Genomic DNA, 21,744 nt, shown 5'->3' with positions numbered 1-21,744 from the left:
CGGCCGCGTCCTCCTGCCGTCGCGGAGATCCTGTAGTGGGGATCACAGCCCTTCGCGGGGTGCCCGTGCCTGTCGCCGGTCCGACCGCACAGGTTAGTGTGGCCGGCATGCCCGAACACCCCGACATCCGGATCGGCAACGCAGAACGCAGTGAGGCGCTCGACCTGCTCGGCGAACACTTCGCGCTCGGCCGGCTGACGCTGTCGGAGTTCGACGAACGCAGCGCGAAGGCGTCGGCCGCGACGACGCGGGGCGATCTCCAGGTGCTGTTCACCGACCTGCCCGCCCACGTCACGGAGCTGCCCACGACGACCCGCGACGACCTGCCGGTGATCACCCCGAGGAAGGATCCCGAGCGTCGGCGCGAGATCGTGATGGGGCTGACCCCGCTCGTCGCGCTCGTGTTGTTCTTCACGTTCGACACGTGGTTGTTCTTCCTGTTGATCCCCGCTGTGGGCATCGTCCTGTTCGCCGGTCGCGACCGGCACGGGCACAGCACCGACGACGCCGACACCCACCGTGGTGAGAACAAGAACGCCTGAACCGTGCCCTCCACGCTCCTCCGGCACCGCGCTCTGCCCCTGGTCCTCGCGGTCGTCGTCATCACCGCGATGCTGCTCTCTCCCGGCGGTACCGTGCCGAGCGGTCCTCCCCATGCCGACAAGGTCACGCACGCGGTGATGTTCGTGGCCCTCGCGCTGTGTTCCCGCTACGCACGGATCTCTCCCGTCGTCACCGTGGTGTGGCTGGGTCTCTACGGCGTGCTGACGGAGATCCTCCAGGCCACCGTCGCGGTCCGGCGCTCCGGGTCGTTCTGGGACTGGTGCGCCGATCTCGCCGGCGTCGCGATCGGCCTCGCCGTCGCGGCCGCCGTCGGCTCGCGTTCCCGCACGCGGTCGAGACCGTAAGCAGCAACCCGTGATTCGTCACAAGACCTGACGCTGGTAGCCTCCTCCGCGCCGACAGTCCGACGGGGGATCGGACGGGCTGTTCACGGGGGAACGAATGTCGCAGGAACAGGTCGCGGACGCACTACCGACGGTGCTCCCGCCGTATCTCTATCTACCGTGCGCGGAAGCGGTCCCGGATCCGGCCGATGCCACCGTCGACTATCGATATCTCAGCGACGGCCGCATCGCCCTGCTCGCCTACACGGCACTCGACCGTCTCCACTCCTGTTGCGGCGCCGGCCAACCGTGGCTGGCGTTGCCCACGCACGTGCTCCCGCGACTGCGTGAGGCACAGCCGTGGGATTCGCTGCTGCTCGACGTCCCGATACCCGAAGCGGAACGCCGACACCCGGCCTCCGGAGACGGGAGATGAGCCTGTACGTCGATCCCGCCGAACTCGATCGGGCCGCAGGCATCTACACGGGTGCGGCCACGGACACCGCGGCTCTCGTCGACACCTGCCCCACGAGCGTGGACGCGGGTCTCGCGACCGGCCCGCTCACCGGCATGATTGCCCAGATCGTCACCGACCTCGCCGGCATGGTCGAGGTGCTCGGCGGAACGGGTGGCCTGCTGACGACCACGGCGCAGACGTACCGGGACGCCGACGACGAGGCCGCCGCCGCGCTCGTCCGGACCTGGTCGGAGTGACCGTGCCGATCGATACTTTCATCGCAGGCAACCCCACCGATATCCGACGGGTCGAGGACTGGATCCGCACGACGCTGGGCACCACGATCACGAGCGTCGCCGACGCCGCGGCCCGGGCGCGGCGCATCGCCGACGACGCCTGGGACGGCGACGCTTCCGAGACCTACCTCGACAGGTCGAGCGAACACGTCCACGACATCGACGATTTCCACGAGCAGACATCGAAGACCGCCGATATCTTCGCGGGCCTGGCGGGTGAACTGTCGCACGCCCTGTCCGACATGGCCGACATCCGCGCTCGCGCCGTGGCCGCGGGATTGCCGGTCGTATGCAACACGATCGGTAATCCTCCCCCGGGTGACGACGAAGCCGCTTTCCGGAGGACCTCGGCATATCAAGATGTGAGTGACGCCGCCGAGGCGGTGCACGCTCGCTGGTCCGTCGCAGTCGCAACCGCCACGAACACCTGGACCGGACACCCGTGGTCCGCGTCCTTCCTCGTGAGCACCGCGCTCGACTACGTCGACAAGACCCTGCAAGGCAGGATCGCGGACCTCCTCACCATGCGCCAGCACCTCCGGACCGAGGCGATCCGTGAGATGGAGCGATTTCTCACGCTTTCGCCGGACACACCCTACGACGAGCTGCGACGCCTGTTCGGTTGTGCGCGGGAACCACTCGACGATCTGGTGGCGACCATCGGTCGCCTCGACGACATGGCGTCGATGTCCCGGACAGCCGGCCGAGCCGCGGGGGCCATAGGTCTCGTCGCCGGTGTAGGGCTCGACTATTTCGCGGGTGGTGAGTCCCTCGAACAGGCCGTGGTATCCAACGGCCTCGGTCTCGGAGCATCGATAGCCGCCGGTTCCGCGGCAGGTGCGATGGTCGGGTCGATCGTTCCGGGCGCCGGCACGGCGTTCGGAGCGGCGGTCGGCGCGGGAGTGGGGACGGCCGCCGGAATCTTCACATCGGGAGCGGTCGACAACCTCTACGAGTCGAGTACCAAGTCCGCGTGGAGAGCGATAGACGCCGGTTGGGAAGAAGTCGAAAGTGCCGCCGCAGCTACCGGAAAGTTGGCCGGCGCCACCGTCGGTGGAACGTTGCGCCTGGGAAGAGGAATACTCGATGCCGTCTTCTGATCGTCCCGATCTCCGGACTTACGGGGATCCTCGAGCCACCCCCGTCCTCGTGTTCACTGCCCTCGTGGGTCTGTTGTGCCCGCTGCTGATCGTCGCGGCCATGATCGAACGGGTGGCGGCAGGACTACCGTTCGCGTTTCCCGACGCTACGGCCTTCCTCCTGACACTGGGCGCAACCATCCTGATGTATCCGGTGCTCGGTGTCCTCATGTACAGCCCCCGGATCAGCGCTGATCACATCGTCGCGGGCTCCGAGAGTTCTCAGCCGGTTCTCCTTCTCCGGCAATCTCCCGCGATATTCTGGAGCGCCGTCATTCAGATCGGGACATTCACGCTCATGCTCCTCGTGATCATCTGGGTCAGCGACGGGTCTCGGGAACAGCTGTCCGGAAGCATCGTCCTGACCGTGCTCGCATGCGCATGGCAGGTCGGCTACTGCTTCCTCATCGTCCGACACAAACTACGCCCCGGTTACATCGCACTCTCCGCCGAGGGAATCCGCTTCAGCGATCACGCCACGCACACCTGGATCCCCTGGGAGGCAACGGCGTCCGGAGTACTGGCCGATCCCCTCTATGTCGTCGTGCCGGCCCTACCGGCGCGTGGCGCCACCACGAGTTCGCGGGTTCCACTGCCATGGCGGATCATCGACGATCGCAAGGACGGCGACCTACGTCCTTCATCCCGGCGCCGCCCCGGGCACACTGCCCGCATAGACCGGCGCCGGTTCGAGATCGCACCCGAACTCCTCGACGCCGTGCTCGACCACTATCTCCGCGACCCCGACGCCCGCGCCGAACTCGCCGATCCCGACGCTGTCGCACGCCGAGTCGACGAGCTGCGCTCCTACGCACCCGGACCGCGGTGGCGACGCTACGGTCCGGTCCCCGTGCCGACCCTGAGCACGCCGGCGCCGAGGTGACGGTCAGGCGGTCGCGTCCGGATCGACGAGCCGGGTCCGCAGGGCCTGCAGGGTGTCGTCGTCGAGACCGAGTCCGGCGGCGAAGTACTGCTCGATGGTTCCGTAGCGTGACAGCGCCTCGTCGATCGCCACCTCGAGGTACTCGCGGCGCACCCCGAGCAGGGGCGTGAGCAGATCCGGGTCACCGCCGAGCGATGCGAACCGGGCAAAGAAGTCGTCGAAGTGCGGGAGCAGTTCGTCGTTGGTGCGGAGATAGTCGGTGAACACGGCCTCCTGGTCGGCGCCGGCGAACAGGAGCAGCGACGCCGCCGCCCACCCGGTGCGGTCCTTGCCGGCACTGCAGTGCACGAGCCCCGGAACGTCGCCGTGCGCGACGGTGTCGGCCAGGGTCCGGTACGACGCCACTGCGCTCGGAAGAGTGACGAAATCGCGGTAGCTCTGACGTAGGTAGTCGGTGGCGCGACCGTCCCCGAGTATCTGCGACACCAACTCCGGATTCGACACGAGTTGCGGCAGCGCCGCCGCGATCGATCCACCTTCACGATCAGCGAGGACGTCGAGGCCGAGGTGCCGGGCGCCGTCGGGGACGCGATCGGGACGGGCCTGCTGCTCCTCGAGCGTGCGCAGGTCGAAGACCGTCGCAATACTCAGGGCATCGAGGGTCTCGAGGTCGGTGTCGGTCAGGCGGCTGAGGTCGGTGGAACGGAAGACCACCCCGGTGCGGACCACGCCGCTGAACGAACTACGGCAACCGCCGATGTCCCTCAGGTTGGCGAGCGACGGAATCGCGAAGGACTCGCCGCCGGTCACGGTCTCGTCCAGTGAATCGGCCATATCCGACAAGCTACCGCCTGCGGCCCCGAACAGGGGGACCCGCCCCGTCATTCGTACTGCGAGGTCACCCTGTCGAGCGCGTCGAGCGCCTCGTCGAGCTCGTGGGTGGTGACGATCAGCGGCGGCCGGAAGCGGATGCCGCGCGTGCCTGTCCCGATCACGAGGACGTGCTCGTCGCGGTACAGCCGTCGCAGCACCTCGTCGCGGATCTCCGGAGTCGGGAGGTCGACCGCGCACATCAGTCCGCGTCCGCGCGGCTCGGTGACGACCGGTCGTCGCGCGGCGATCTGCTGCAACCCCGACAGCAGGTGCGCTCCGCTCAACCGGGCACGGTCGATGAGCCGGTCGCGCTCGACGACCTCGAGGATGCGGCGGGCCCGCACCATGTCGGTGAGATTGCCGCCCCACGTCGAGTTGATCCGCGAACTCACGGCGAACACGTTGTCGGGCACCTCGTCGATACGTCCGCCGGCCATGATCCCGCACACCTGCGTCTTCTTGCCGAAGGCGACGATGTCAGGGGTGACGCCGAGCTGCTGGTAGGCCCACGCGGTGCCGGTCGTGCCGGCGCCGGTCTGCACCTCGTCGAAGATCACCAGGGCGTCGTTCTCCCGGCACAACCGCGCGATCGCCCTGAAGAACTCGGGACGGAAGTGGTGGTCGCCGCCTTCCCCCTGGATCGGTTCGGCGATGAAGCACGCGATGTCGTGCGGACGTTCGGCGAAGGCGCGGCGTGCCTGTTCGAGGGCCATCTCCTCGGCCGCGGCGACGTCGCGTCCCTCGGTGAGATAGGGCGCATCGATCCGCGGCCAGTCGAACTTGGGGAACCGGTCGGTCTTGACCGGATCGGTGTTGGTCAGCGACAGCGTGTACCCGGTGCGGCCGTGGAACGCCTCGGTCAGGTGCAGCACCGATCCGCCCAGGTGGGCGGGCAGACCGCGGGCCTCGTTGAGACGGCTCTTCCAGTCGAACGCGACCTTGAGCGCGTTCTCCACGGCGAGCCCACCACCGTCGACGAAGAACAGGTGCGGGAGAGCCGGGTCGCCGAGAACGCGCACGAAGGTCTCGACGAAGCGCGCCATGGGCACGGTGTAGATGTCGGAGTTGCTGGGCTTGTTCGCCGCGACGGCGGCGAGTTCGTGCGCTGCCTCAGGATCGGTCAACGCAGGATGATTCATTCCGAGCGTGGACGACGCGAAGAACCCGAACATGTCGAGCCACGTGGTTCCGTCCCGGGCGTCGACGAGGCGTACTCCGCGGGAACGGTCGAGATCGAGGACGAGGTCGAAACCGTCGGCGAGCATGTGCCGGTCGAGGATGCTGTGTACCCGGTCGGGGGCGAGATTCTCGGCACCGTCCGGGTTTCGGAATGCAGTGCTCATGACCCCACCGTACGCGATAATCAACGGGACAAACCCGGTATCACAGCAACACTTACGGTGTAGGGGCCTATCGTTCGTAAAATGTTTGCAGAACGACGGTGCTGCGGGTGGCAACGTTCGCGGTCGCGCGGATCTCCTGCAGCAACCGCTCGAGAGCGCGAGGAGACTCGACACGCACGAGGAGGATGTAGCTTTCGTCGCCCGCCACCGAGTGACACGATTCGATCGCGGAGATGTGCCGGAGGCGGGCCGGTGCATCGTCGGGTTGCGACGGGTCGAGAGGGGTGATCGCCACGAACGCCGACAACATCAGCCCGAGCGCTTCGGGATCGACGCGCGCACTGTATCCGCGGATCACGTTGCGCGCCTCGAGTCGGCGCACCCGCGACTGCACGGCCGAGACGGACAATCCTGCCTTCTCGGCGAGCGCCGCGAGCGTCGCACGACCGTCGGCGACCAGTTCGCGCAGCAGCATCCGATCGATGTCGTCCAGCGACTCCTTCGACGAGTCGTTTCTCGAGGATTCGGGCACCAGCGCAGGGTATCCGAGCAGTAAAGGAGCTCACCGATGAATGCGACCACCGATCTCGCCGATCGCGCGGCGACCGCCCTGAGGCAGTGCGGTGTCGGCGCCCTGTCCGACGACGGGGCGCTCGCGGTGACCAGCCCGATCGACGGCAGCGTGATCGGACACCTTCCGGTCCACTCGACTGCCGAGGTCGACGCGACGATCACGGCGGCGGCACAGGCCTTCGAACAATGGCGCGACGTCCCCGCTCCGGTGCGCGGCCGCGTGGTGCGACGGCTCGGGGAACTTCTCGTCGAACACAAGTCGCATCTCGCCGAACTCGTCACTCTCGAGGCCGGGAAGATCCCGTCGGAGGCCGCGGGCGAGGTGCAGGAGATGATCGACGTCTGCGAGTTCGCCGTCGGTCTGTCGCGGCAGCTCTACGGACGGACGATGCCGTCCGAGCGCCCCGGGCACCGGCTCATGGAGATCTGGCATCCGCTCGGCGTGGTGGGCGTGATCTCCGCGTTCAACTTCCCCGTGGCCGTGTGGTCGTGGAACACCGCGATCGCGCTGGTGTGCGGCGACCCGGTGGTGTGGAAGCCGTCGGAGACCACCCCGCTCACCGCGCTCGCCTGCGACGCGCTGCTGCGCCACGCCGCCACCGATGTCGGCGCCCCCGAAGGGCTCCACCATCTTCTCCTCGGCGACCACACGGTGGGTGAAGCGCTCGTCGACGACCCTCGAATCGCGCTGGTGAGTGCGACCGGCTCCAGCCGGATGGGGCGGATCGTCGGGCCGCGCGTCGCGGCCCGGTTCGGCCGGAGCCTGCTCGAACTCGGCGGCAACAACGCGGCGATCGTCGCTCCGTCCGCCGATCAGGATCTCGCCGTCCGGGGCGTCGTGTTCGCGGCCGCCGGAACGGCGGGCCAGCGCTGCACCACCTTACGTCGGCTGATCGTGCACCGGTCGATCGCCGACGAGTTCGTCGATCGCATCGCGAAGGCGTACTCGGGTCTGCGGGTGGGGAATCCGCTGGACGAGGGTGTCCTCGTGGGTCCGCTCATCTCGGAACGGTCCTACGAGGCGATGACCGCGGCGCTCGACCGCGCGCAGGCCGACGGGGGCACGCTCGTCGTCGGCGGCGACCGAGTGGAGGTCGCCGGTGGTGGCGTGTACGTCTCGCCCGCGCTGGTCCGGATGCCCGCGCAGACCGAGGTGGTGCGCGAGGAGACCTTCGCCCCCATCCTGTACGTCCTCGACTACGACGATCTCGACGAGGCGATCGCCCTGCACAACGGTGTACCGCAAGGACTCTCGTCGTCGATCTTCACACTCGACCAGCGGGAGGCCGAACTGTTCCTCGCTCGATCCGACTGCGGTATCGCCAACGTCAACATCGGCACCTCGGGGGCCGAGATCGGGGGTGCCTTCGGCGGGGAGAAGCACACCGGCGGTGGGCGCGAATCCGGATCGGATGCGTGGAAGGCGTACATGCGGCGGGCGACGAACACCGTCAACTACTCGACGGAGCTGCCGCTCGCCCAAGGTGTCGAGTTCGGCTGATCCGAACTCGGGGTCCGGGTGGCTAATGGTTGCGCAGTGCGTCGATCAGCTCGTCCTTCTTCATGTCGGAGTAACCGGTCATGCCCAGTTCCTTCGCGCGCTTCTTCAGGTCGTCGACCGTCCAGTCGTCGTAGGAGCCGGACTTGCCGCCCTTCTTCCCGACCTCCGACTTGCCCTCGTTCGCAGCGGCATTGGAGATCCGGGCTGCCTTCTCCTTCGAGGCGCCGTCCTCGCGCAGCTCCTCGTACATCTTCTCGTTCTTGATCGACGGGTTCGGCATCGTCTTCTCCTTCCATGGTCCTTCCGCACGGGTACCCGACGACACTGCGCCCAATCAGAGGATATGTGGCCTGTGACACATCCTGTGGTAGACCTTGGGCATGTATCCAGGGAATTTCGTCGCCACCACGCCCGACAAACCCGCGATCATCCGCCCCGCCACCGGGGAGTCGCTGACCTATCGCGAACTCGACGAACGCTCGATCCGGCTGGCGAAGTACCTGAGGTCCCTCGGCCTCGAACGCGGCGATCACATCGCCCTGATCTCGAACAACGACCTGCGGGTCATGGAGGTCTACTGGGCAGCGCTGCGCTCGGGCCTCTACATCACCGTCGTCAACTGGCACCTGACCCCGGCCGAAGCCGCCTACATCGTCGACGACTGCGGCGCGAAGGCCCTCGTCGTGTCGGCGCAGGCCGTCGGTGCGGTCGACCTGTCCCCCGGCGCGTATCCCGGCGTCACCCACCGGTTGGCGTTCGGTGGGTCGCCGGCCGGTTTCGAGGAGTACGACGCCGCGCTCGCCGGTTTCGACGCGACACCGCTCGACGACCAGCCCCGGGGCCAGGACATGCTGTACTCGTCGGGCACCACGGGCCGGCCCAAGGGCATCAAGCCGAAGCTCCCTGACGGGCAGGTCCAGGACATCCCCGACCCCTACACGGCGGTCTTCGCCCCGATGTACGGATTCGACGACAGCACCGTCTACCTGTGCCCTGCACCGCTGTACCACGCTGCGCCACTGCGCTTCTGCGGCACGATCCAGTCGGTCGGCGGCACCGTGATCCTCATGGACCACTTCGATCCCGAGGAAGCGCTCGCGCTCATCGACCGCTACTCGGTCACGGCGAGCCAGTGGGTGCCGACGATGTTCGTCCGGATGCTCAAGCTCCCCGAGGAGATCCGCGCGAAGTACGACGTGTCGAGCATGAAGGTCGCGATCCACGCCGCGGCGCCGTGCCCTCCCGAGATCAAGCGGGCGATGATCGAGTGGTGGGGGCCGGTGATCAACGAGTACTACGCCTCCACCGAGGGCGCCGGCGCGACGTTCATCGACTCCGCCCAGGCCCTCGCCCATCCCGGCTCGGTGGGCCGTGACGGTGCCCTGGGCACCGTCCACATCTGCGACGACCAGGGGCAGGAACTGCCCACCGGCTCGATCGGCACGGTGTGGTGGGAACGCGACGAGCGTCCGTTCGAGTACCACAACGACCCGGTGAAGACCGAGGAGGCGACGCATCCCGAGCATCCGACGTGGACGACCAGCGGCGACATCGGTTATCTGGACGAGGAACGATATCTCTACCTCACCGACCGGGCCGCGTTCACGATCATCTCGGGCGGCGTCAACATCTACCCGCAGGAATCCGAGAACGTCCTCACGCTGCATCCGAAGGTGTTCGACGTCGCAGTGATCGGCGTGCCGAACGAGGAGATGGGTGAGGAGGTCAAGGCCGTCGTGCAGCTCGTCGACGGAATCGAGCCGAGCCCCGAACTCGAGCAGGAACTGCTCGCCTACGTCCGCGGCCGTGTGTCGCACTTCAAGGCGCCGCGCAGCATCGATTTCTCCGACGACCTCCCGCGCACCCCGACGGGCAAGCTCGTCAAACACAAGCTGCGTGCGCGCTACGTGGAGCCGGTGCGCGGATGAGCCGCCCGGCCACCGATACGACCCCGGCCCTCGACGAACTCGCCGGGCAACTACCCGCCGGCGTGCTGGTCACCGATCCCGACATCCTCGCCGGCTACCGGCAGGATCGTGCGCAGGACCCGGACGCCGCAGTTCCGCTCGCGCTCGTGCGCGCGACGTCCACTGCGGACGTGCAGGCGACACTGCGGTGGGCGAACGCCCACAGGGTGCCGGTGGTACCCCGCGGTGCCGGGACGAGCCTGTCCGGTGGGTCCGGCGGGCTCGCCGACGGGATCGTGCTCAGCACCGAGAAGATGCGGGCGATCACCGTCGACACCGCGACCCGCACCGCCGTCGTCCAACCCGGTCTGCTCAACGTCGAGGTGAAGCAGGCCGCGGCCGAACACGGCCTCTGGTATCCGCCCGATCCGTCGTCCTTCGAGATCTGCACGATCGGTGGCAACGCGGCCACCAACGCCGGTGGGCTGTGCTGCGTGAAGTACGGGGTGACGACCGACTACGTGCTCGGACTCGAGGTGGTCCTCGCCGACGGCACCGCGGTGCGGCTCGGCGGTCCGCGGGTCAAGGACGTCGCGGGCCTGTCGCTGACGAAGCTGTTCGTCGGCAGCGAGGGCACTCTGGGGGTCATCACCGAGGTGACCCTGCGACTCGTCCCACCGCCGCCACCGGCCTCCACGATGGTCGCGACCTTCGCCACCGTGCAGGCCGCCGCCGACGCGGTCGTCGCGATCACCGCGGTCCTGCGACCGGCGATGCTCGAGTTCATGGACAGGGCGTCGATCGGGGCGGTCGAGGACATGCTCCGCATGGGACTCGACCGCACCACCGAGGCCATGCTCATCGCCCGCTCCGACGCACCCGGCAGCGCCGCCGCGGAGGAGATCGAGATCATGGTGCGGGCCTGCCGCGAGGCCGGTGCCGACGACGTCTTCGCGACCGACGATCCCGAGGAGGGTGAGGCGTTCACCGTCGCCCGCCGCATGGCGATCCCGGCCGTCGAACGCACGGGCAGTCTGCTGCTCGAGGACGTCGGGGTGCCGATCCCCGCACTGCCGGAACTGGTGAGCGGGATCGCCGATCTCGCAACCGAACACGACGTCACCGTCGCCGTGATCGCCCACGCCGGCGACGGCAACACCCATCCGCTGATCGTGTACGACCCCGCCGACGAGGACATGACGGCGAGGGCACAGGTGGTCTTCGGGAAGATCATGGATCTCGCGATCGAACTCGGCGGCACCATCACCGGTGAGCACGGTGTCGGCCGGCTCAAGAAAGCCTGGTTACCCGATCAGGTGGGACCGGACGTGATGGCCTTGACCGAGCGGATCAAGGCCGCGCTCGACCCGAACGCGATCCTGAATCCCGGCGTGGTGATCTGATGACCCGCACCACATCGGCAGCGGTCATAATCGTCGCGTGAACACCCGTGTGCCCCCGTCGACGGCTGCCCTGCCGCTGCGTGAGACCAAGTACCGCGAGCTCGAACAGTATCCCGAGTTCGGCTCCGTCACGGCCTGGCTTCGCGATGTCGTGTCGTCGATCGTGCCCAACGCCCGCATGAGCGAATGCGAGTACTGGTCCGTCGTGTGTCTTCCCACCGGGGAGCCGGACGACCCGCGGAAGCCGCTGGTCTCGGTGCACGCCGGCAATATGGCGGTCGCCGGGGTGTTCCTCGACCTCTCCGACGGGCAGCGGAGCCTCGCCGGCTACGTCCGCGTGTCGGGGCCCGAGTTGGAGAAGGCCTCGGGCTCGACCCGCGAGCAGCTCGCGGCGGACTCCCCCGACCTCTCCTTCGTCGACGAGGGCTCCGTGGTGTCCGTGGTGTGGAGTGACGAACCCGCCGCGCGGGAGCAGTTCGAGGCGCTGCCGTGGCGGGCCCCGGCGCGGGCGCTCGTGACGGAACTGATGCGTGGCGGCCGCAACTGCTGGGCCGACGATCACTGCCGGCAGATCGCCCGGTTCGCGTACGACGACTGAGCGGGTTCACGTGCGGCGACTGAGTGTGTCGGTCGGCGGGTAGACGATGGGATGGTGACCGACATCCTCGATCGTTTCTCCGCGCCGACCCGGGCGTGGTTCGCCGGGGCGTTCGAGTCCCCGACCCCGGCCCAGCTCGGCGCGTGGGATTCGATCTCCTCGGGAGCCCACACGCTCGTCGTCGCCCCCACCGGCTCGGGCAAGACCCTGTCGGCATTCCTGTGGTCGCTCGACCGGCTCTCGTCCACCCCGGCCGACGAGCACGCAGCGCGCGAGCACCGCACCCGCGTCCTGTACGTCTCGCCGCTCAAGGCCCTCGCCGTCGACGTCGAGCGCAATCTGCGCTCGCCGCTCGTCGGCATCACGCAGACCGCGAAACGTCTCGGTCTGACGCCGCCCGACATCACCGTCGGTGTGCGTTCCGGCGACACCTCCCAGGCCGATCGTCGCGCCCTGGCCCGCACGCCACCGGACATCCTCATCACGACGCCCGAGTCGCTCTTCCTGATGCTCACCTCGTCCGCACGGGAGAACCTCGTGGGTGTCGAGACGGTGATCGTCGACGAGGTCCACGCTGTGGCGGGTACGAAGCGCGGGGCGCATCTCGCGCTGTCGCTCGAGCGTCTCGACCAGCTCCTGCGTGCGCCGGCCCAACGCATCGGGTTGTCGGCCACCGTGCGGCCACACGAGGAGGTCGGCCGGTTCCTCGCCGGTTCCGCCCCCATCCGGATCGTCGCGCCGCCCTCGGCGAAGACGTGGGATCTCGCGGTGCGCGTACCGGTCGAGGACATGACCGAACTCGGGGTCTCCGAGCCCGACGAGGAATCGTTCTCCCCCACACCGCAGGCCGGGTCGATCTGGCCGCACGTCGAGGAACAGATCGTCGACCTCATCACCGAGCACCGGTCGACGATCGTGTTCGCCAACTCCCGGCGACTGTCCGAACGTCTCACCGCCCGGCTCAACGAGATCCACGCCGAACGCCTCGGCGAGGAGGTGGACCGCGAGGGCGCACCGCCTTCGCAGCTCGGGTCGCCCACCGAGACCACCGTCGGTGCTGCCCCCGTGCTCGCCCGCGCCCACCACGGGTCGGTGAGCAAGGACCAGCGCGCCCTGATCGAGGACGACCTCAAGTCGGGCCGGTTGCGGTGCGTGGTGGCGACGTCGAGTCTCGAACTCGGCATCGACATGGGTGCGGTCGATCTCGTGATCCAGGTCGAGGCTCCGCCCTCGGTCGCCAGCGGTCTGCAACGCGTCGGCCGCGCCGGTCACCAGGTGGGCGAGACCTCGCGCGGCGTGCTGTTCCCCAAGCACCGCACCGATCTCGTGCACTGCGCGGTGACCGTCGAGCGGATGGTCGAGGGGCACATCGAGGCGCTGCAGATCCCGGCGAATCCGCTGGACGTACTCGCCCAGCAGACGGTCGCGGCCACGGCCCTCGAACCCGTCGACGTCGACGACTGGTTCGACACGGTGCGGCGCAGCGGGTCGTTCGCGACGCTCTCCCGCGGTGTCTACGAATCCGTCCTCGACCTGCTCGCCGGTCGCTATCCGTCCGACGAGTTCGCCGAACTCCGCCCGCGGGTGGTGTGGGACCGCACGGCCGGCACCCTTACCGGCAGGCCCGGCGCCCAGCGACTCGCGGTCACCTCCGGCGGCACGATCCCCGATCGCGGTCTGTTCACCGTGTACATGGTCGGCGAGAAGAACACGCGGGTGGGCGAACTCGACGAGGAGATGGTCTACGAGTCGCGGGTGGGCGATGTCTTCGCGCTCGGTGCCACCAGCTGGCGGATCGAGGAGATCACCTTCGACCGGGTGCTGGTCTCCCCCGCCTACGGCCGGCCCGGCCGATTGCCCTTCTGGCACGGCGACAGTCAGGGTCGCCCCGCCGAACTCGGTGCCGCGCTCGGCGCCTTCCTCCGCGAGATGGGGCACGCCTCACCGGAGGACGCCGAGACGCGCTGCCGCAAGGGAGGTCTCGACGATTACGCCACCGGCAACCTCATCCGTCTGCTCGACGAGCAGCGCACCGCCACCGGGCACCTGCCCACCGACCGCACGCTCGTCGTCGAACGGTTCCGCGACGAACTCGGCGACTGGCGGCTGGTGCTGCACTCGCCGTTCGGGTTGCGGGTGCACGCACCGTGGGCGCTCGCGGTGGGCGCGCGACTGCTCGAACGCTACGGCGTCGAATCCCATCCCACCCCCTCGGACGACGGCATCATCGTCCGGTTGCCCGACACCGAAGACGCCCCACCCGGCTCGGAGATCTTCGTCTTCGACACCGAGGAGATCGACGACATCGTCACCGAACAGGTCGGCGGATCCGCATTGTTCGCGTCCCGTTTCCGGGAGTGCGCGGCGCGGGCCCTGCTCCTGCCCCGCCGCAACCCCGGCAAGCGGGCCCCGCTGTGGCAGCAGCGCCAACGATCGGCGCAGCTGCTCGACGTCGCTCGCCGCTATCCCGACTTCCCCATCCTGCTCGAGACGGTGCGCGAGTGCCTGCAGGACGTCTACGACCTGCCCGCCCTGCGCGACCTGCTCGGCAGTATCGCCCAGCGCAGGATCCGACTGGTGGAGGTCGAGACCCCCACGGCCTCACCGTTCGCGACGTCGCTGCTGTTCTCCTATGTGGGCGAGTTCCTGTACGAGGGCGACAGCCCGCTCGCCGAGCGGCGGGCGGCGGCGCTGTCGCTCGACTCGACGTTGCTCGCCGAACTCCTCGGCCGGGTCGAGCTGCGCGAACTGCTCGACGCCGACGTCATCACCGAGGCCGAGCACGAACTGCAGCGACTGACCCCGCAGCGACGGGCGCGAGACGCCGAGGGCGTCGCCGATCTGCTGCGCCTGCTCGGTCCGCTCACGGACGCCGAACTGCGCGAGCGCACCACCGACGATCCGGCGGAGTGGATCGCCGACCTCGAGACCCAGCGTCGCGCGTTGCGGGTCTCGTATGCCGGTGAACATCGGTGGGCGGCGATCGAGGATGCCTCGCGTCTGCGCGACGCGCTGGGCGTGCCCCTGCCGATCGGCGTTCCGACGGTGTTCGTCGAGCCGGTCCCCGACCCGCTGGGCGATCTGATCGCCCGGCACGCCCGTACCCACGGTCCGTTCACCACCGCGCAGGCCGCCGCCCGGTTCGGACTGGGCACGGCGGTCGTCGAATCCGTCCTCGACCGGCTGGCGGCCGAGAAGCGTGTCACGGCAGGCGAATTCCGTCCGGGCGCGAGCGGATCGGAATGGTGCGACACGGAGGTGCTCCGGAGGCTGCGGCGCCGGTCGCTCGCCGCCGCCCGGCAGGACGTCGAACCCGTCAGCACCACGACCCTCGGACGATTCCTGCCCGACTGGCACCACCTCGGCACCGGCCCGGGTACGAGTGCGCTCTACGGCATCGACGGTGTCCTCACCGTCGTCGAACAGCTCGCCGGGGTACCGGTGCCCGCGAGCGCCCTCGAACCGCTGATCCTCGCGCCGCGTGTGCGCGACTACACGCCGACGATGCTCGACGAGCTCACCACGACCGGCGAGGTCCTGTGGTCGGGTGCCGGGTCCATCTCCGGGAAGGACGGCTGGGTGGCACTGCATCCGGCCGATCTGGCCCCGGTGAGCCTGGCTCCGGTCGACGACATCGAGCTCGGACCGGTGCACCGGGCGATCCTCGAGTCGCTCGCGGGCGGCGGCGCGTACTTCTTCCGGCAACTCGTCGACGCCGTCACCGTCCTCCACACCACGGCGAGCGACACGACGGTCGCCGACGCTCTGTGGGAGCTGGTGTGGAGCGGGCACGTCGCGGGCGACACCCTCGCCCCGCTGCGCGCCCTGATCGGCGACACCTCCCGCGCCAAGCCCGCCCACCGCACCCCGCGCCGGGCGCCGCGGGCCCGGATGTACCGAGCGCGGCCCACCCTGCCGAGCCGCACCGGGCCCCCGACCGTCAGCGGGCGCTGGTCGATGCTGCCCGAGCGCGAGACCGACGCGACGGTCCGCGCGCACACCACCGCCGAACTGCTGCTCGAGCGGTACGGCGTGGTCACCCGCGGTGTCGTCGTGGGTGAGGGTGTGCCCGGCGGGTTCGCGACGATGTACAAGGTGCTCAGCCGGTTCGAGGAGACCGGCCGGTGCCGTCGCGGCTATTTCGTCGATTCGCTGGGCGGAGCGCAGTTCTCGACACCGTCGGTCGTCGACCGTCTGCGGTCGTTCTCGGATTCGATCGAGGGCCGGCACTCCGAGACCGCGGCCGTCACCCTCGCGGCGTGCGATCCCGCCAACCCGTACGGTGCGGCGCTGCCGTGGCCGAAGTCGTCGGCCGACGACGACGGGCCGCGGCACCGGCCGGGCCGCAAGGCCGGTGGGCTCGTGGTGCTCGTCGACGGGGCGCTCGTGCTGTTCGTCGAACGCGGCGGACGCACACTGCTCACCTTCGACGACGATCCGGGCCGGTTGCGCAACGCGTGCGCGTCGCTCGCCGCGACCGTCAAACGCGGTGGTGTCGACAAGATCGTCGTCGAGAAGGTCGACGGTGAGTCGATCCACGGGCACGAGTTCGCCGGATATCTTGCCGAGGCGGGATTCTCGGCGACGCCGCGCGGCTACCGGTTGAGGTTCTGACGTGCCCGAGGGAGACACCGTGTTCCGTGCCGCGCACCGCCTCCGAACCGCTCTGGAGGGAAAGGTGCTCACCGAGACGGACTTCCGGGTGCCGCGTTTCGCCACCGCCGATTTCACCGGATGCACGGTCGACGAGGTGGTCTCGCGGGGCAAGCACCTGCTCGTCCGTGTAGCCGACGTCTCGATCCATTCGCACCTGAAGATGGAAGGCGAATGGCACGTCTACCCGCGTGGAACACGCTGGCGCAAGCCCGGATACAAGGCGCGCATCGTGCTCGGCACCGAGGACGTGCAGGCGGTGGGTTTCGAGCTCGGCATCGTCGAGGTACTCGCTCGCGACCGGGAGGACGACGCCGTGGGTCATCTCGGGCCGGATCTGCTCGGTCCCGACTGGGATCCCGAGCGTGCGGCGGCGAATCTCGCGCACGATCCGAACCGTCCGATCGGGGTGGCCCTGCTCGATCAGCGCATCATGGCCGGCGTCGGCAACGTGTACCGCTCCGAACTGTGCTTCCTGCGGGGTGTCGATCCGTGGACGCCGGTCGCGCAGGCCGGGGATCCCGCAGCGTGGGTCGACCTCGCGCACCGGTTGCTGGTCGCGAACCGGGACCGGACGACCCGCATCACCACCGGCGACCGGCGACCGGGTCGCAATCTGTGGGTGTACGGGCGTCGCGGGAAGCCGTGCAGACGCTGCCATACCCCGATCCGGTTCGGCGAGATCGGCACCGCGACCGATCCCGAACGGGTGGTCTACCGGTGCCCGCGATGTCAGCCGCGCCCGGAAGGATCCCCGGCCTGATCGCCCTGCAGGCACGCCGCCCTACCGGCGTCCTCGACGAGCGCGACGCAGTGCCGGACGAGGGTCTCCCGCGACACCGCGAGGTCGCCTTCGAGATACCCCATGAACAGGCTGGTGAGGGCGCCGACGACACCCACGGCCACCATGTGGCGCTGCCCCTCGTCGCCGCCCGGTGGTAGCTGGTCGCGGACCAGCGCGACGAAGGCCGGCGCGAGTTCGATACCGCGCCGGCTGATCGCGGGTTCGCGCAGCGGAGCGAGGAGGAGCACGCGTCCCTTCGCGGGATCGTCGACCATGAGCTCGACGAACGCCCGCACCGCGGCCTCGGCCCGGCCGAGGGTGGGGGCGGAGAGCACTGCCTCGGTCAGCGCGTCGCGGGCGCGGTCGGCGACGTGGGCGTAGACCTCGCGGACGAAGGTGTCGCGGTCGGTGAAGCTCTCGTAGAAGTACCGTTCGGTGAGTTCGGCGGCCCGGCACACGGCCCGGACGTTCGCCGCCGCGCCGTCGGGCGCTCCGAGCAGGTCGACGCCCACCTCGAGGAGACGTTCCCTGCGCAGCCGACGGCGTTCGTCGATGCCGACGCCCGCCCAGCTGCGGCGCGTGGTGTCCACCTTGTCGCTTCCCGTCGTTGACTGCATGCCCGCCGAATCCTACTCTGACAACATGCGTAGTCAGGGTTCCGTCGGGCCGGACACCGCCGAGTCGTCGCACCACGCGGCACCGCGCCCTGCGCGGCCGGACCTCCCGGAACCCCTGGGTCCCGATTCCTCGACCTGGCGATACTTCGGCGGCTGGCGCGGCATGCTCTTCGGGCCGTGGGCGGGGTCGATGCAGAACATGCATCCCGGACTCGGCGCCGGGGTCGAGGAGCACTCGAAGTTCTTCGACGAACGATGGGAACGGCTCTACCGGTCGCTGTACCCGATCTACGGCGTCGTCTTCGACGGCCCCCGCGCCCCGGAGACCGCAGCGAAGGTGCGTGGCTACCACAACACCATCAAGGGGATCGACAAGAAGGGCCGCAGGTACCACGCGCTCGATCCCGACACCTTCTACTGGGCGCACGCGACCTTCTTCTACAGCGTCTGCGTAAACCTGATACTTCCTGCCACCTACGTGCCAGGCGGCCCAGACTCACGTTCCTCACGGCTACCCGAGACATCTTCCGATGCCGCGGGCTCGACCGTGTCCCACACCGACGCTTCAGGTGCAGGACGAGACTTCAACGTGTTCACCCCCTCAGCGGGTGTCGAGGCCGGAACACTATGGCGGACACGGCGATGCCGCGGCCTGCCCGGTGTCGGGCCGGTCTTGTCCCGACATTTACGCACCGGAGCATGCTCGGTGGTCCGGACCTTCACACCCCCGCCGCGGGTGCGGACCGCTTTCCCTCGTCCCAACAATCCGCGTTTGGCGAGGTTCACCCCCGCCATATAATCACGATTCCCACCCAGTCGGCAGGATCCGCACCAGGCATCGTGATATCCCTTCGGCCGGGCAAGTTCCTCGTTGCAGCCCGGACACCACGCCGACGACCCCTTCGCCGGCACCGTCACCACCACCACACCCACCCGTGCGGCAGTATGCGCCAGCGCGTCGGCGGCCTTGTGGCGCGCGGACTGCGCCGCCCGATTGTTGTTCACCCGGCCACGCCCACGCGGCTCGAGGGTCGCGAGGTCTTCGACGGCGATCATCGTCGCATCGGCGGCGACCGCGTAGTCGGCGACCTGACGCGCGAAATGAAACGCCAGCTCCCGATTGATCTTGCCGCGCTTGGCACCGACCGCGGCGCGATTCTCGTCGAGCACGGCGATCTTCGCTTCCAACTCCGACCGCACCTGGGGTGGCGCGTTCTCGGCCAGTTGGCGTAAGCGGGCGGCCTTGCGGTGCAGGAACTGGCCTTCGGTCTGCAGGCGGGCCAGTTTGATGCCGAGTCCGCGGTCATCGTAGGTGTAACCCCGCAGATCGGAGATCAGGCCGTCGCCGGTGTCGGTGGTGATCGCGGCGGCTCCGAGAGTGGCCGGTGACCAGTCCACCCCCACCGCGACCGTTGCTGCTGGCAGATCCGGTGCGGGGACAGCTTCGGTGGCCGCGCAGCGCAGCAACAGCCCCCGACCGTCGAGGGTCAGAGTCGGCAGATGCCACCCGGTGATCGGGCGGCCGTGCAGGTGCGGTGGAAGCACAGCGGTCAACCGGACTCGTTGCCAGTGTGCTCGCCGGGTGGGGGACGCTGCGGTCGGGAGTTTCACCGTCAACTCCATCGTGCGGTCGGTGACGGTGAGCTCGGCGAGTTGTTTGTCGGCGACGGCGAGGCGGGCCATCGCGGTGACCTTCGGTGGTGTTTGGATGTCGGTGATCCGCAGCCGTTCGGGCTGCGCAACATCCGAGGTCGGAGCATCCGAGGTCGCCTCGTCGCCCCTGCGGGTACGGGCGACCAACTGCCGTCGTACACCGCGGGCGAACCCCGACGGCACATATACCTCCCCACCGGTAGGCGGGGCGATGTGTCCTGTGGCGGGATCGAACCGGGCCGAGAGCGACGCGATCGCAGTGTCGGGGTAGGTCAAGGTCCGTAGCGTCGCGGTGGCCTGTGCGGTGACCACCCGCGACACTCGCGACGGCACACAGACGTCGTCGGGGTAGGTGGGGGTCCAGCCGAGACGGGCAGCGGCGACGTGCCCGTGTTTCGGTAGTGCCCGGCCGTCACCCTCACGACCGGCAGCGAGGGTGTCGAAGGTGGCGGGCTGCCACAGGCGTGTGAGCAGTTCGGTTTCGGCGCCGGTGATCAGGTCGAGCAGCCACCGGACGCGACTGTCGAGGTCGTCGAGCCCGATCGGATCGCCGGTAGTGTCGTCGACCGCCATATGGGGGCGGGTGGTGAACGCGAACTGACGTCGCTCGGTCGGGTCGGTGCCGGCCATCGCGTCCCCCCTCGTCGCCCCCGGTGCGGGCTGCACTCAGGCTGCCGCACGTGTTCCTTTCCGGCAGTGCCGGTGTCAGATTCTCGGCGGTGACGGTATCGCGGGGTACCGATATGTTCTGTTCGGCCCGCACCACTACGTCGTGGGTGGTGTGCGACGGGGTTGTCCCTGGATACACGAGGGTTGTTTCTGCGATAGTGCGGTGATCGGAACCGGTTCGACGAACAGGGGATGTGAACCTGCGCTACGCAGGATGCTGCGGTACTTCGTGGTCTCCTCGAGGGCGAAGGAGGTCGGAAGAAGTGTCAGTGAGTATGAGGGAGTATCGGGCTTCTCGTCGACTGTTGTGAGCCTCGTCGTCTCCATCGAGTGGTTCGACGGCCCGCTCACCCTCGAACAGAAGCACCGCCTGTTCGACGAGCACGTGCAGTGGTACCGGCTGTACGGCATGCCGATGCACTCGGTCCCCGCCTCCTGGGAGGACTTCCTCGAGTACTGGGACCGCATGTGCCGCACCGTGCTCGAGGACAACAAGGCCACCCGCGACGTGCTCGACCTGTCGAACCTCGACCGTCCGCCCTTCCTACGGTGGTTCCCCGAAGGGGTGTGGAAGTTGATCCGCCCACCGGTGACCGCCGGTTTCCTGTGGCTCACCGTCGGCTTGTACGACCCGCCGGTGCGCGAGCTGCTCGGCTACCGGTGGAGCCGACCGGAGGCGGCACTGCACGCTCTCGTCGGTCGCGCGATCGGACTCGGCACGAAACTCGTGCCGTGGCGGTACCGCTACCACCCGCGGGCGCGGGCCGGCTGGGACCGCGCCTTCGGGCGGATCCCCGCCGATACCGCCCTGCTCGAGACACCGGGGCGCAACCTGCCGCCCCTCGACCGCCGCGACTCGCCGATGCACTACAGCCCGAAGGTGACGGATCACCACCGTCCCACTTCTGTTTCACCCTGACGCGTCCTGCCGGTAGGGGCGTCGACGAGGGCGTTCTGTGTCACGCTATCGAGGTGTCCACGCCCTCGTACCTGTTGTCCCGACGGCGCCGTCCCCTGCCGCCGAGTTCGGCGGCCTCCCGTATCAGCGCCTATGTCTACGGCAACATCCTGGTGCTGGCCGCGCTCGTCCCCATCACGACCTCTCCCGAGTACATCGGGATCGCCATCGTGGTCGGCACCGCGCTCTCGACGTTCATCGCCCACGTTTTCGCGGAGTCGGTCGCCCAATCCGTTCGTTCGGGTGAACAACTCACGCGCAGCGAACGCATCGAGGAACTCCGCGACTCCGTTCCGATCCTGTCGTCGGCGGTGTTGCCCTGTCTCGTGCTCGCCACGGCCTGGATCGGCTGGCTCGAGCCCCGTACGGCGCACATCCTCGCCGAGGTCGCCGTGCTGATCCGTATCGGCTCGACCGTGTTCGTCGTGCGCCGACTGCAGGGCCGCAGACCGAACCACCGGACCGTGGTGGCCGCGGTGGGAGTCGCGCTGGTCGCGACGATCGTCGTCGTCGTGAAGGTCGTGCTCACACACTGACGGTCGCGAGGGGC

At 68.8% G+C, this 21,744-nt stretch carries 19 protein-coding genes and 2 pseudogenes; 15 read left to right on the top strand and 6 right to left on the bottom strand.

Annotated elements, in window-relative coordinates:
* The first annotated feature begins 107 nt into the window (after positions 1–107).
* The 6 genes from B9C99_RS09720 (at position 108) to B9C99_RS09695 (ending at position 3,662) form a co-directional block, all read left to right on the top strand.
* Positions 108–542, top strand: a complete 435-nt coding sequence (locus tag B9C99_RS09720) for a DUF1707 domain-containing protein (protein WP_088897731.1) — start codon at positions 108–110, stop codon at positions 540–542.
* 3 nt (positions 543–545) lie between these two features.
* Positions 546–908 (top strand): VanZ family protein, encoded by a 363-nt coding sequence (locus tag B9C99_RS09715; RefSeq protein ID WP_088897685.1) that lies wholly within the window; start codon positions 546–548, stop codon positions 906–908.
* A gap of 97 nt (positions 909–1,005) precedes the next feature.
* A complete protein-coding gene (locus B9C99_RS09710; RefSeq protein ID WP_088897684.1) occupies positions 1,006–1,323 on the top strand; it encodes an SAV_915 family protein in 318 nt (105 codons plus the stop codon).
* Positions 1,320–1,601, top strand: coding sequence for a hypothetical protein (locus tag B9C99_RS09705; RefSeq protein WP_088897683.1), 282 nt, complete (start codon positions 1,320–1,322; stop codon positions 1,599–1,601). Before B9C99_RS09710 ends, B9C99_RS09705 begins: the two co-directional genes overlap by 4 nt.
* Before the next feature lie 2 nt (positions 1,602–1,603).
* Positions 1,604–2,740, top strand: coding sequence for a hypothetical protein (locus tag B9C99_RS09700; protein ID WP_253250022.1), 1,137 nt, complete (start codon positions 1,604–1,606; stop codon positions 2,738–2,740).
* Positions 2,741–2,789: 49 nt separating this feature from the next.
* Positions 2,790–3,662, top strand: a complete 873-nt coding sequence (locus B9C99_RS09695; RefSeq protein WP_253250021.1) for a hypothetical protein — start codon at positions 2,790–2,792, stop codon at positions 3,660–3,662.
* Between the two features lie 3 nt (positions 3,663–3,665).
* Here the strand turns inward: B9C99_RS09695 and B9C99_RS09690 are convergent, their stop codons facing one another.
* From B9C99_RS09690 to B9C99_RS09680, 3 genes are all read right to left on the bottom strand, one after another.
* Positions 3,666–4,496 carry a tyrosine-protein phosphatase gene (locus B9C99_RS09690; RefSeq protein ID WP_088897680.1) on the bottom strand — a complete coding sequence of 277 codons (831 nt, stop codon included), beginning with the start codon at positions 4,494–4,496 and terminating at the stop codon, positions 3,666–3,668.
* Between the two features lie 47 nt (positions 4,497–4,543).
* Positions 4,544–5,878, bottom strand: a complete 1,335-nt coding sequence (gene lat / locus B9C99_RS09685; RefSeq protein WP_088897679.1) for an L-lysine 6-transaminase — start codon at positions 5,876–5,878, stop codon at positions 4,544–4,546.
* 67 nt (positions 5,879–5,945) lie between these two features.
* Positions 5,946–6,410, bottom strand: a complete 465-nt coding sequence (locus B9C99_RS09680) for an Lrp/AsnC family transcriptional regulator (protein WP_016692799.1) — start codon at positions 6,408–6,410, stop codon at positions 5,946–5,948.
* 36 nt (positions 6,411–6,446) lie between these two features.
* On the opposite strand from B9C99_RS09680, the gene B9C99_RS09675 reads away from it, so the two are divergent.
* The gene (locus B9C99_RS09675) at positions 6,447–7,952 is read left to right on the top strand and encodes an aldehyde dehydrogenase family protein (RefSeq protein ID WP_088897678.1); all 1,506 of its coding nucleotides are present in this window, start codon (positions 6,447–6,449) and stop codon (positions 7,950–7,952) included.
* A 22-nt stretch (positions 7,953–7,974) separates the two neighbouring features.
* Here B9C99_RS09675 and B9C99_RS09670 read toward each other — a convergent pair whose 3' ends face one another.
* The gene (locus B9C99_RS09670) at positions 7,975–8,232 is read right to left on the bottom strand and encodes a Rho termination factor N-terminal domain-containing protein (protein WP_016692801.1); all 258 of its coding nucleotides are present in this window, start codon (positions 8,230–8,232) and stop codon (positions 7,975–7,977) included.
* Positions 8,233–8,332: 100 nt separating this feature from the next.
* Between B9C99_RS09670 and B9C99_RS09665 the strand changes: the two genes are divergently transcribed.
* From B9C99_RS09665 to B9C99_RS09645, 5 genes are read left to right on the top strand one after another with little or no spacing between them, the layout of a single operon-like run.
* A complete protein-coding gene (locus B9C99_RS09665; RefSeq protein WP_088897677.1) occupies positions 8,333–9,880 on the top strand; it encodes an AMP-binding protein in 1,548 nt (515 codons plus the stop codon).
* Complete coding sequence (locus B9C99_RS09660; RefSeq protein ID WP_088897676.1) at positions 9,877–11,262, top strand: FAD-binding oxidoreductase; 1,386 nt, start codon at positions 9,877–9,879, stop codon at positions 11,260–11,262. The genes B9C99_RS09665 and B9C99_RS09660 overlap by 4 nt, the downstream gene beginning before the upstream one ends.
* A 37-nt stretch (positions 11,263–11,299) precedes the next feature.
* Entirely contained in the window at positions 11,300–11,860 is a 561-nt protein-coding gene (locus B9C99_RS09655) for a hypothetical protein (RefSeq protein ID WP_088897675.1), read from the top strand.
* A 51-nt stretch (positions 11,861–11,911) separates the two neighbouring features.
* Positions 11,912–16,474, top strand: a complete 4,563-nt coding sequence (locus B9C99_RS09650; RefSeq protein WP_088897674.1) for an ATP-dependent helicase — start codon at positions 11,912–11,914, stop codon at positions 16,472–16,474.
* Position 16,475: 1 nt separating this feature from the next.
* Complete coding sequence (locus B9C99_RS09645; RefSeq protein WP_088897673.1) at positions 16,476–17,276, top strand: DNA-formamidopyrimidine glycosylase family protein; 801 nt, start codon at positions 16,476–16,478, stop codon at positions 17,274–17,276.
* On the opposite strand, the gene B9C99_RS09640 is transcribed toward B9C99_RS09645, so the two are convergent.
* Entirely contained in the window at positions 17,246–17,914 is a 669-nt protein-coding gene (locus tag B9C99_RS09640) for a TetR/AcrR family transcriptional regulator (RefSeq protein WP_160874324.1), read from the bottom strand. The two genes, B9C99_RS09645 and B9C99_RS09640, sit on opposite strands and share 31 nt — an antisense overlap.
* Positions 17,915–18,077: 163 nt before the next feature.
* On the opposite strand from B9C99_RS09640, the pseudogene B9C99_RS09635 reads away from it, so the two are divergent.
* Positions 18,078–18,353 (top strand): annotated as a pseudogene (locus tag B9C99_RS09635) (oxygenase MpaB family protein); the annotation flags it as partial.
* 35 nt (positions 18,354–18,388) lie between these two features.
* Here B9C99_RS09635 and B9C99_RS09630 read toward each other — a convergent pair.
* Positions 18,389–20,197, bottom strand: a complete 1,809-nt coding sequence (locus tag B9C99_RS09630) for a zinc ribbon domain-containing protein (protein WP_088897671.1) — start codon at positions 20,195–20,197, stop codon at positions 18,389–18,391.
* Between the two features lie 355 nt (positions 20,198–20,552).
* Here B9C99_RS09630 and B9C99_RS09620 point away from each other — a divergent pair.
* Positions 20,553–21,155: pseudogene (locus B9C99_RS09620) on the top strand (oxygenase MpaB family protein); the annotation flags it as partial.
* A 53-nt stretch (positions 21,156–21,208) separates the two neighbouring features.
* A complete protein-coding gene (locus B9C99_RS09615) occupies positions 21,209–21,730 on the top strand; it encodes a hypothetical protein (RefSeq protein ID WP_088897670.1) in 522 nt (173 codons plus the stop codon).
* The last annotated feature ends 14 nt before the right edge of the window (positions 21,731–21,744 follow it).

Source organism: Rhodococcus sp. BUPNP1, from assembly GCF_002215235.1.
GTDB lineage: Bacteria > Actinomycetota > Actinomycetes > Mycobacteriales > Mycobacteriaceae > Rhodococcus.
Note: the sequence above shows the minus strand (reverse complement) of the source record. Positions and strands in the feature narration are given on the sequence as shown.

What these genes read in the sequence shown, in the direction of transcription:
- B9C99_RS09720 (WP_088897731.1), top strand. Translation starts at nt 108, where the DNA reads ATGCCCGAACACCCCGACATCCGGATCGGCAACGCAGAACGCAGTGAG.
- B9C99_RS09710 (WP_088897684.1), top strand. Translation starts at nt 1,006, where the DNA reads ATGTCGCAGGAACAGGTCGCGGACGCACTACCGACGGTGCTCCCGCCG.
- B9C99_RS09705 (WP_088897683.1), top strand. Translation starts at nt 1,320, where the DNA reads ATGAGCCTGTACGTCGATCCCGCCGAACTCGATCGGGCCGCAGGCATC.
- B9C99_RS09690 (WP_088897680.1), bottom strand. Translation starts at nt 4,496, where the DNA reads ATGGCCGATTCACTGGACGAGACCGTGACCGGCGGCGAGTCCTTCGCG.
- lat (WP_088897679.1), bottom strand. Translation starts at nt 5,878, where the DNA reads ATGAGCACTGCATTCCGAAACCCGGACGGTGCCGAGAATCTCGCCCCC.
- B9C99_RS09675 (WP_088897678.1), top strand. Translation starts at nt 6,447, where the DNA reads ATGAATGCGACCACCGATCTCGCCGATCGCGCGGCGACCGCCCTGAGG.
- B9C99_RS09670 (WP_016692801.1), bottom strand. Translation starts at nt 8,232, where the DNA reads ATGCCGAACCCGTCGATCAAGAACGAGAAGATGTACGAGGAGCTGCGC.
- B9C99_RS09665 (WP_088897677.1), top strand. Translation starts at nt 8,333, where the DNA reads ATGTATCCAGGGAATTTCGTCGCCACCACGCCCGACAAACCCGCGATC.
- B9C99_RS09660 (WP_088897676.1), top strand. Translation starts at nt 9,877, where the DNA reads ATGAGCCGCCCGGCCACCGATACGACCCCGGCCCTCGACGAACTCGCC.
- B9C99_RS09650 (WP_088897674.1), top strand. Translation starts at nt 11,912, where the DNA reads ATGGTGACCGACATCCTCGATCGTTTCTCCGCGCCGACCCGGGCGTGG.
- B9C99_RS09640 (WP_160874324.1), bottom strand. Translation starts at nt 17,914, where the DNA reads ATGCAGTCAACGACGGGAAGCGACAAGGTGGACACCACGCGCCGCAGC.
- B9C99_RS09630 (WP_088897671.1), bottom strand. Translation starts at nt 20,197, where the DNA reads ATGGCCGGCACCGACCCGACCGAGCGACGTCAGTTCGCGTTCACCACC.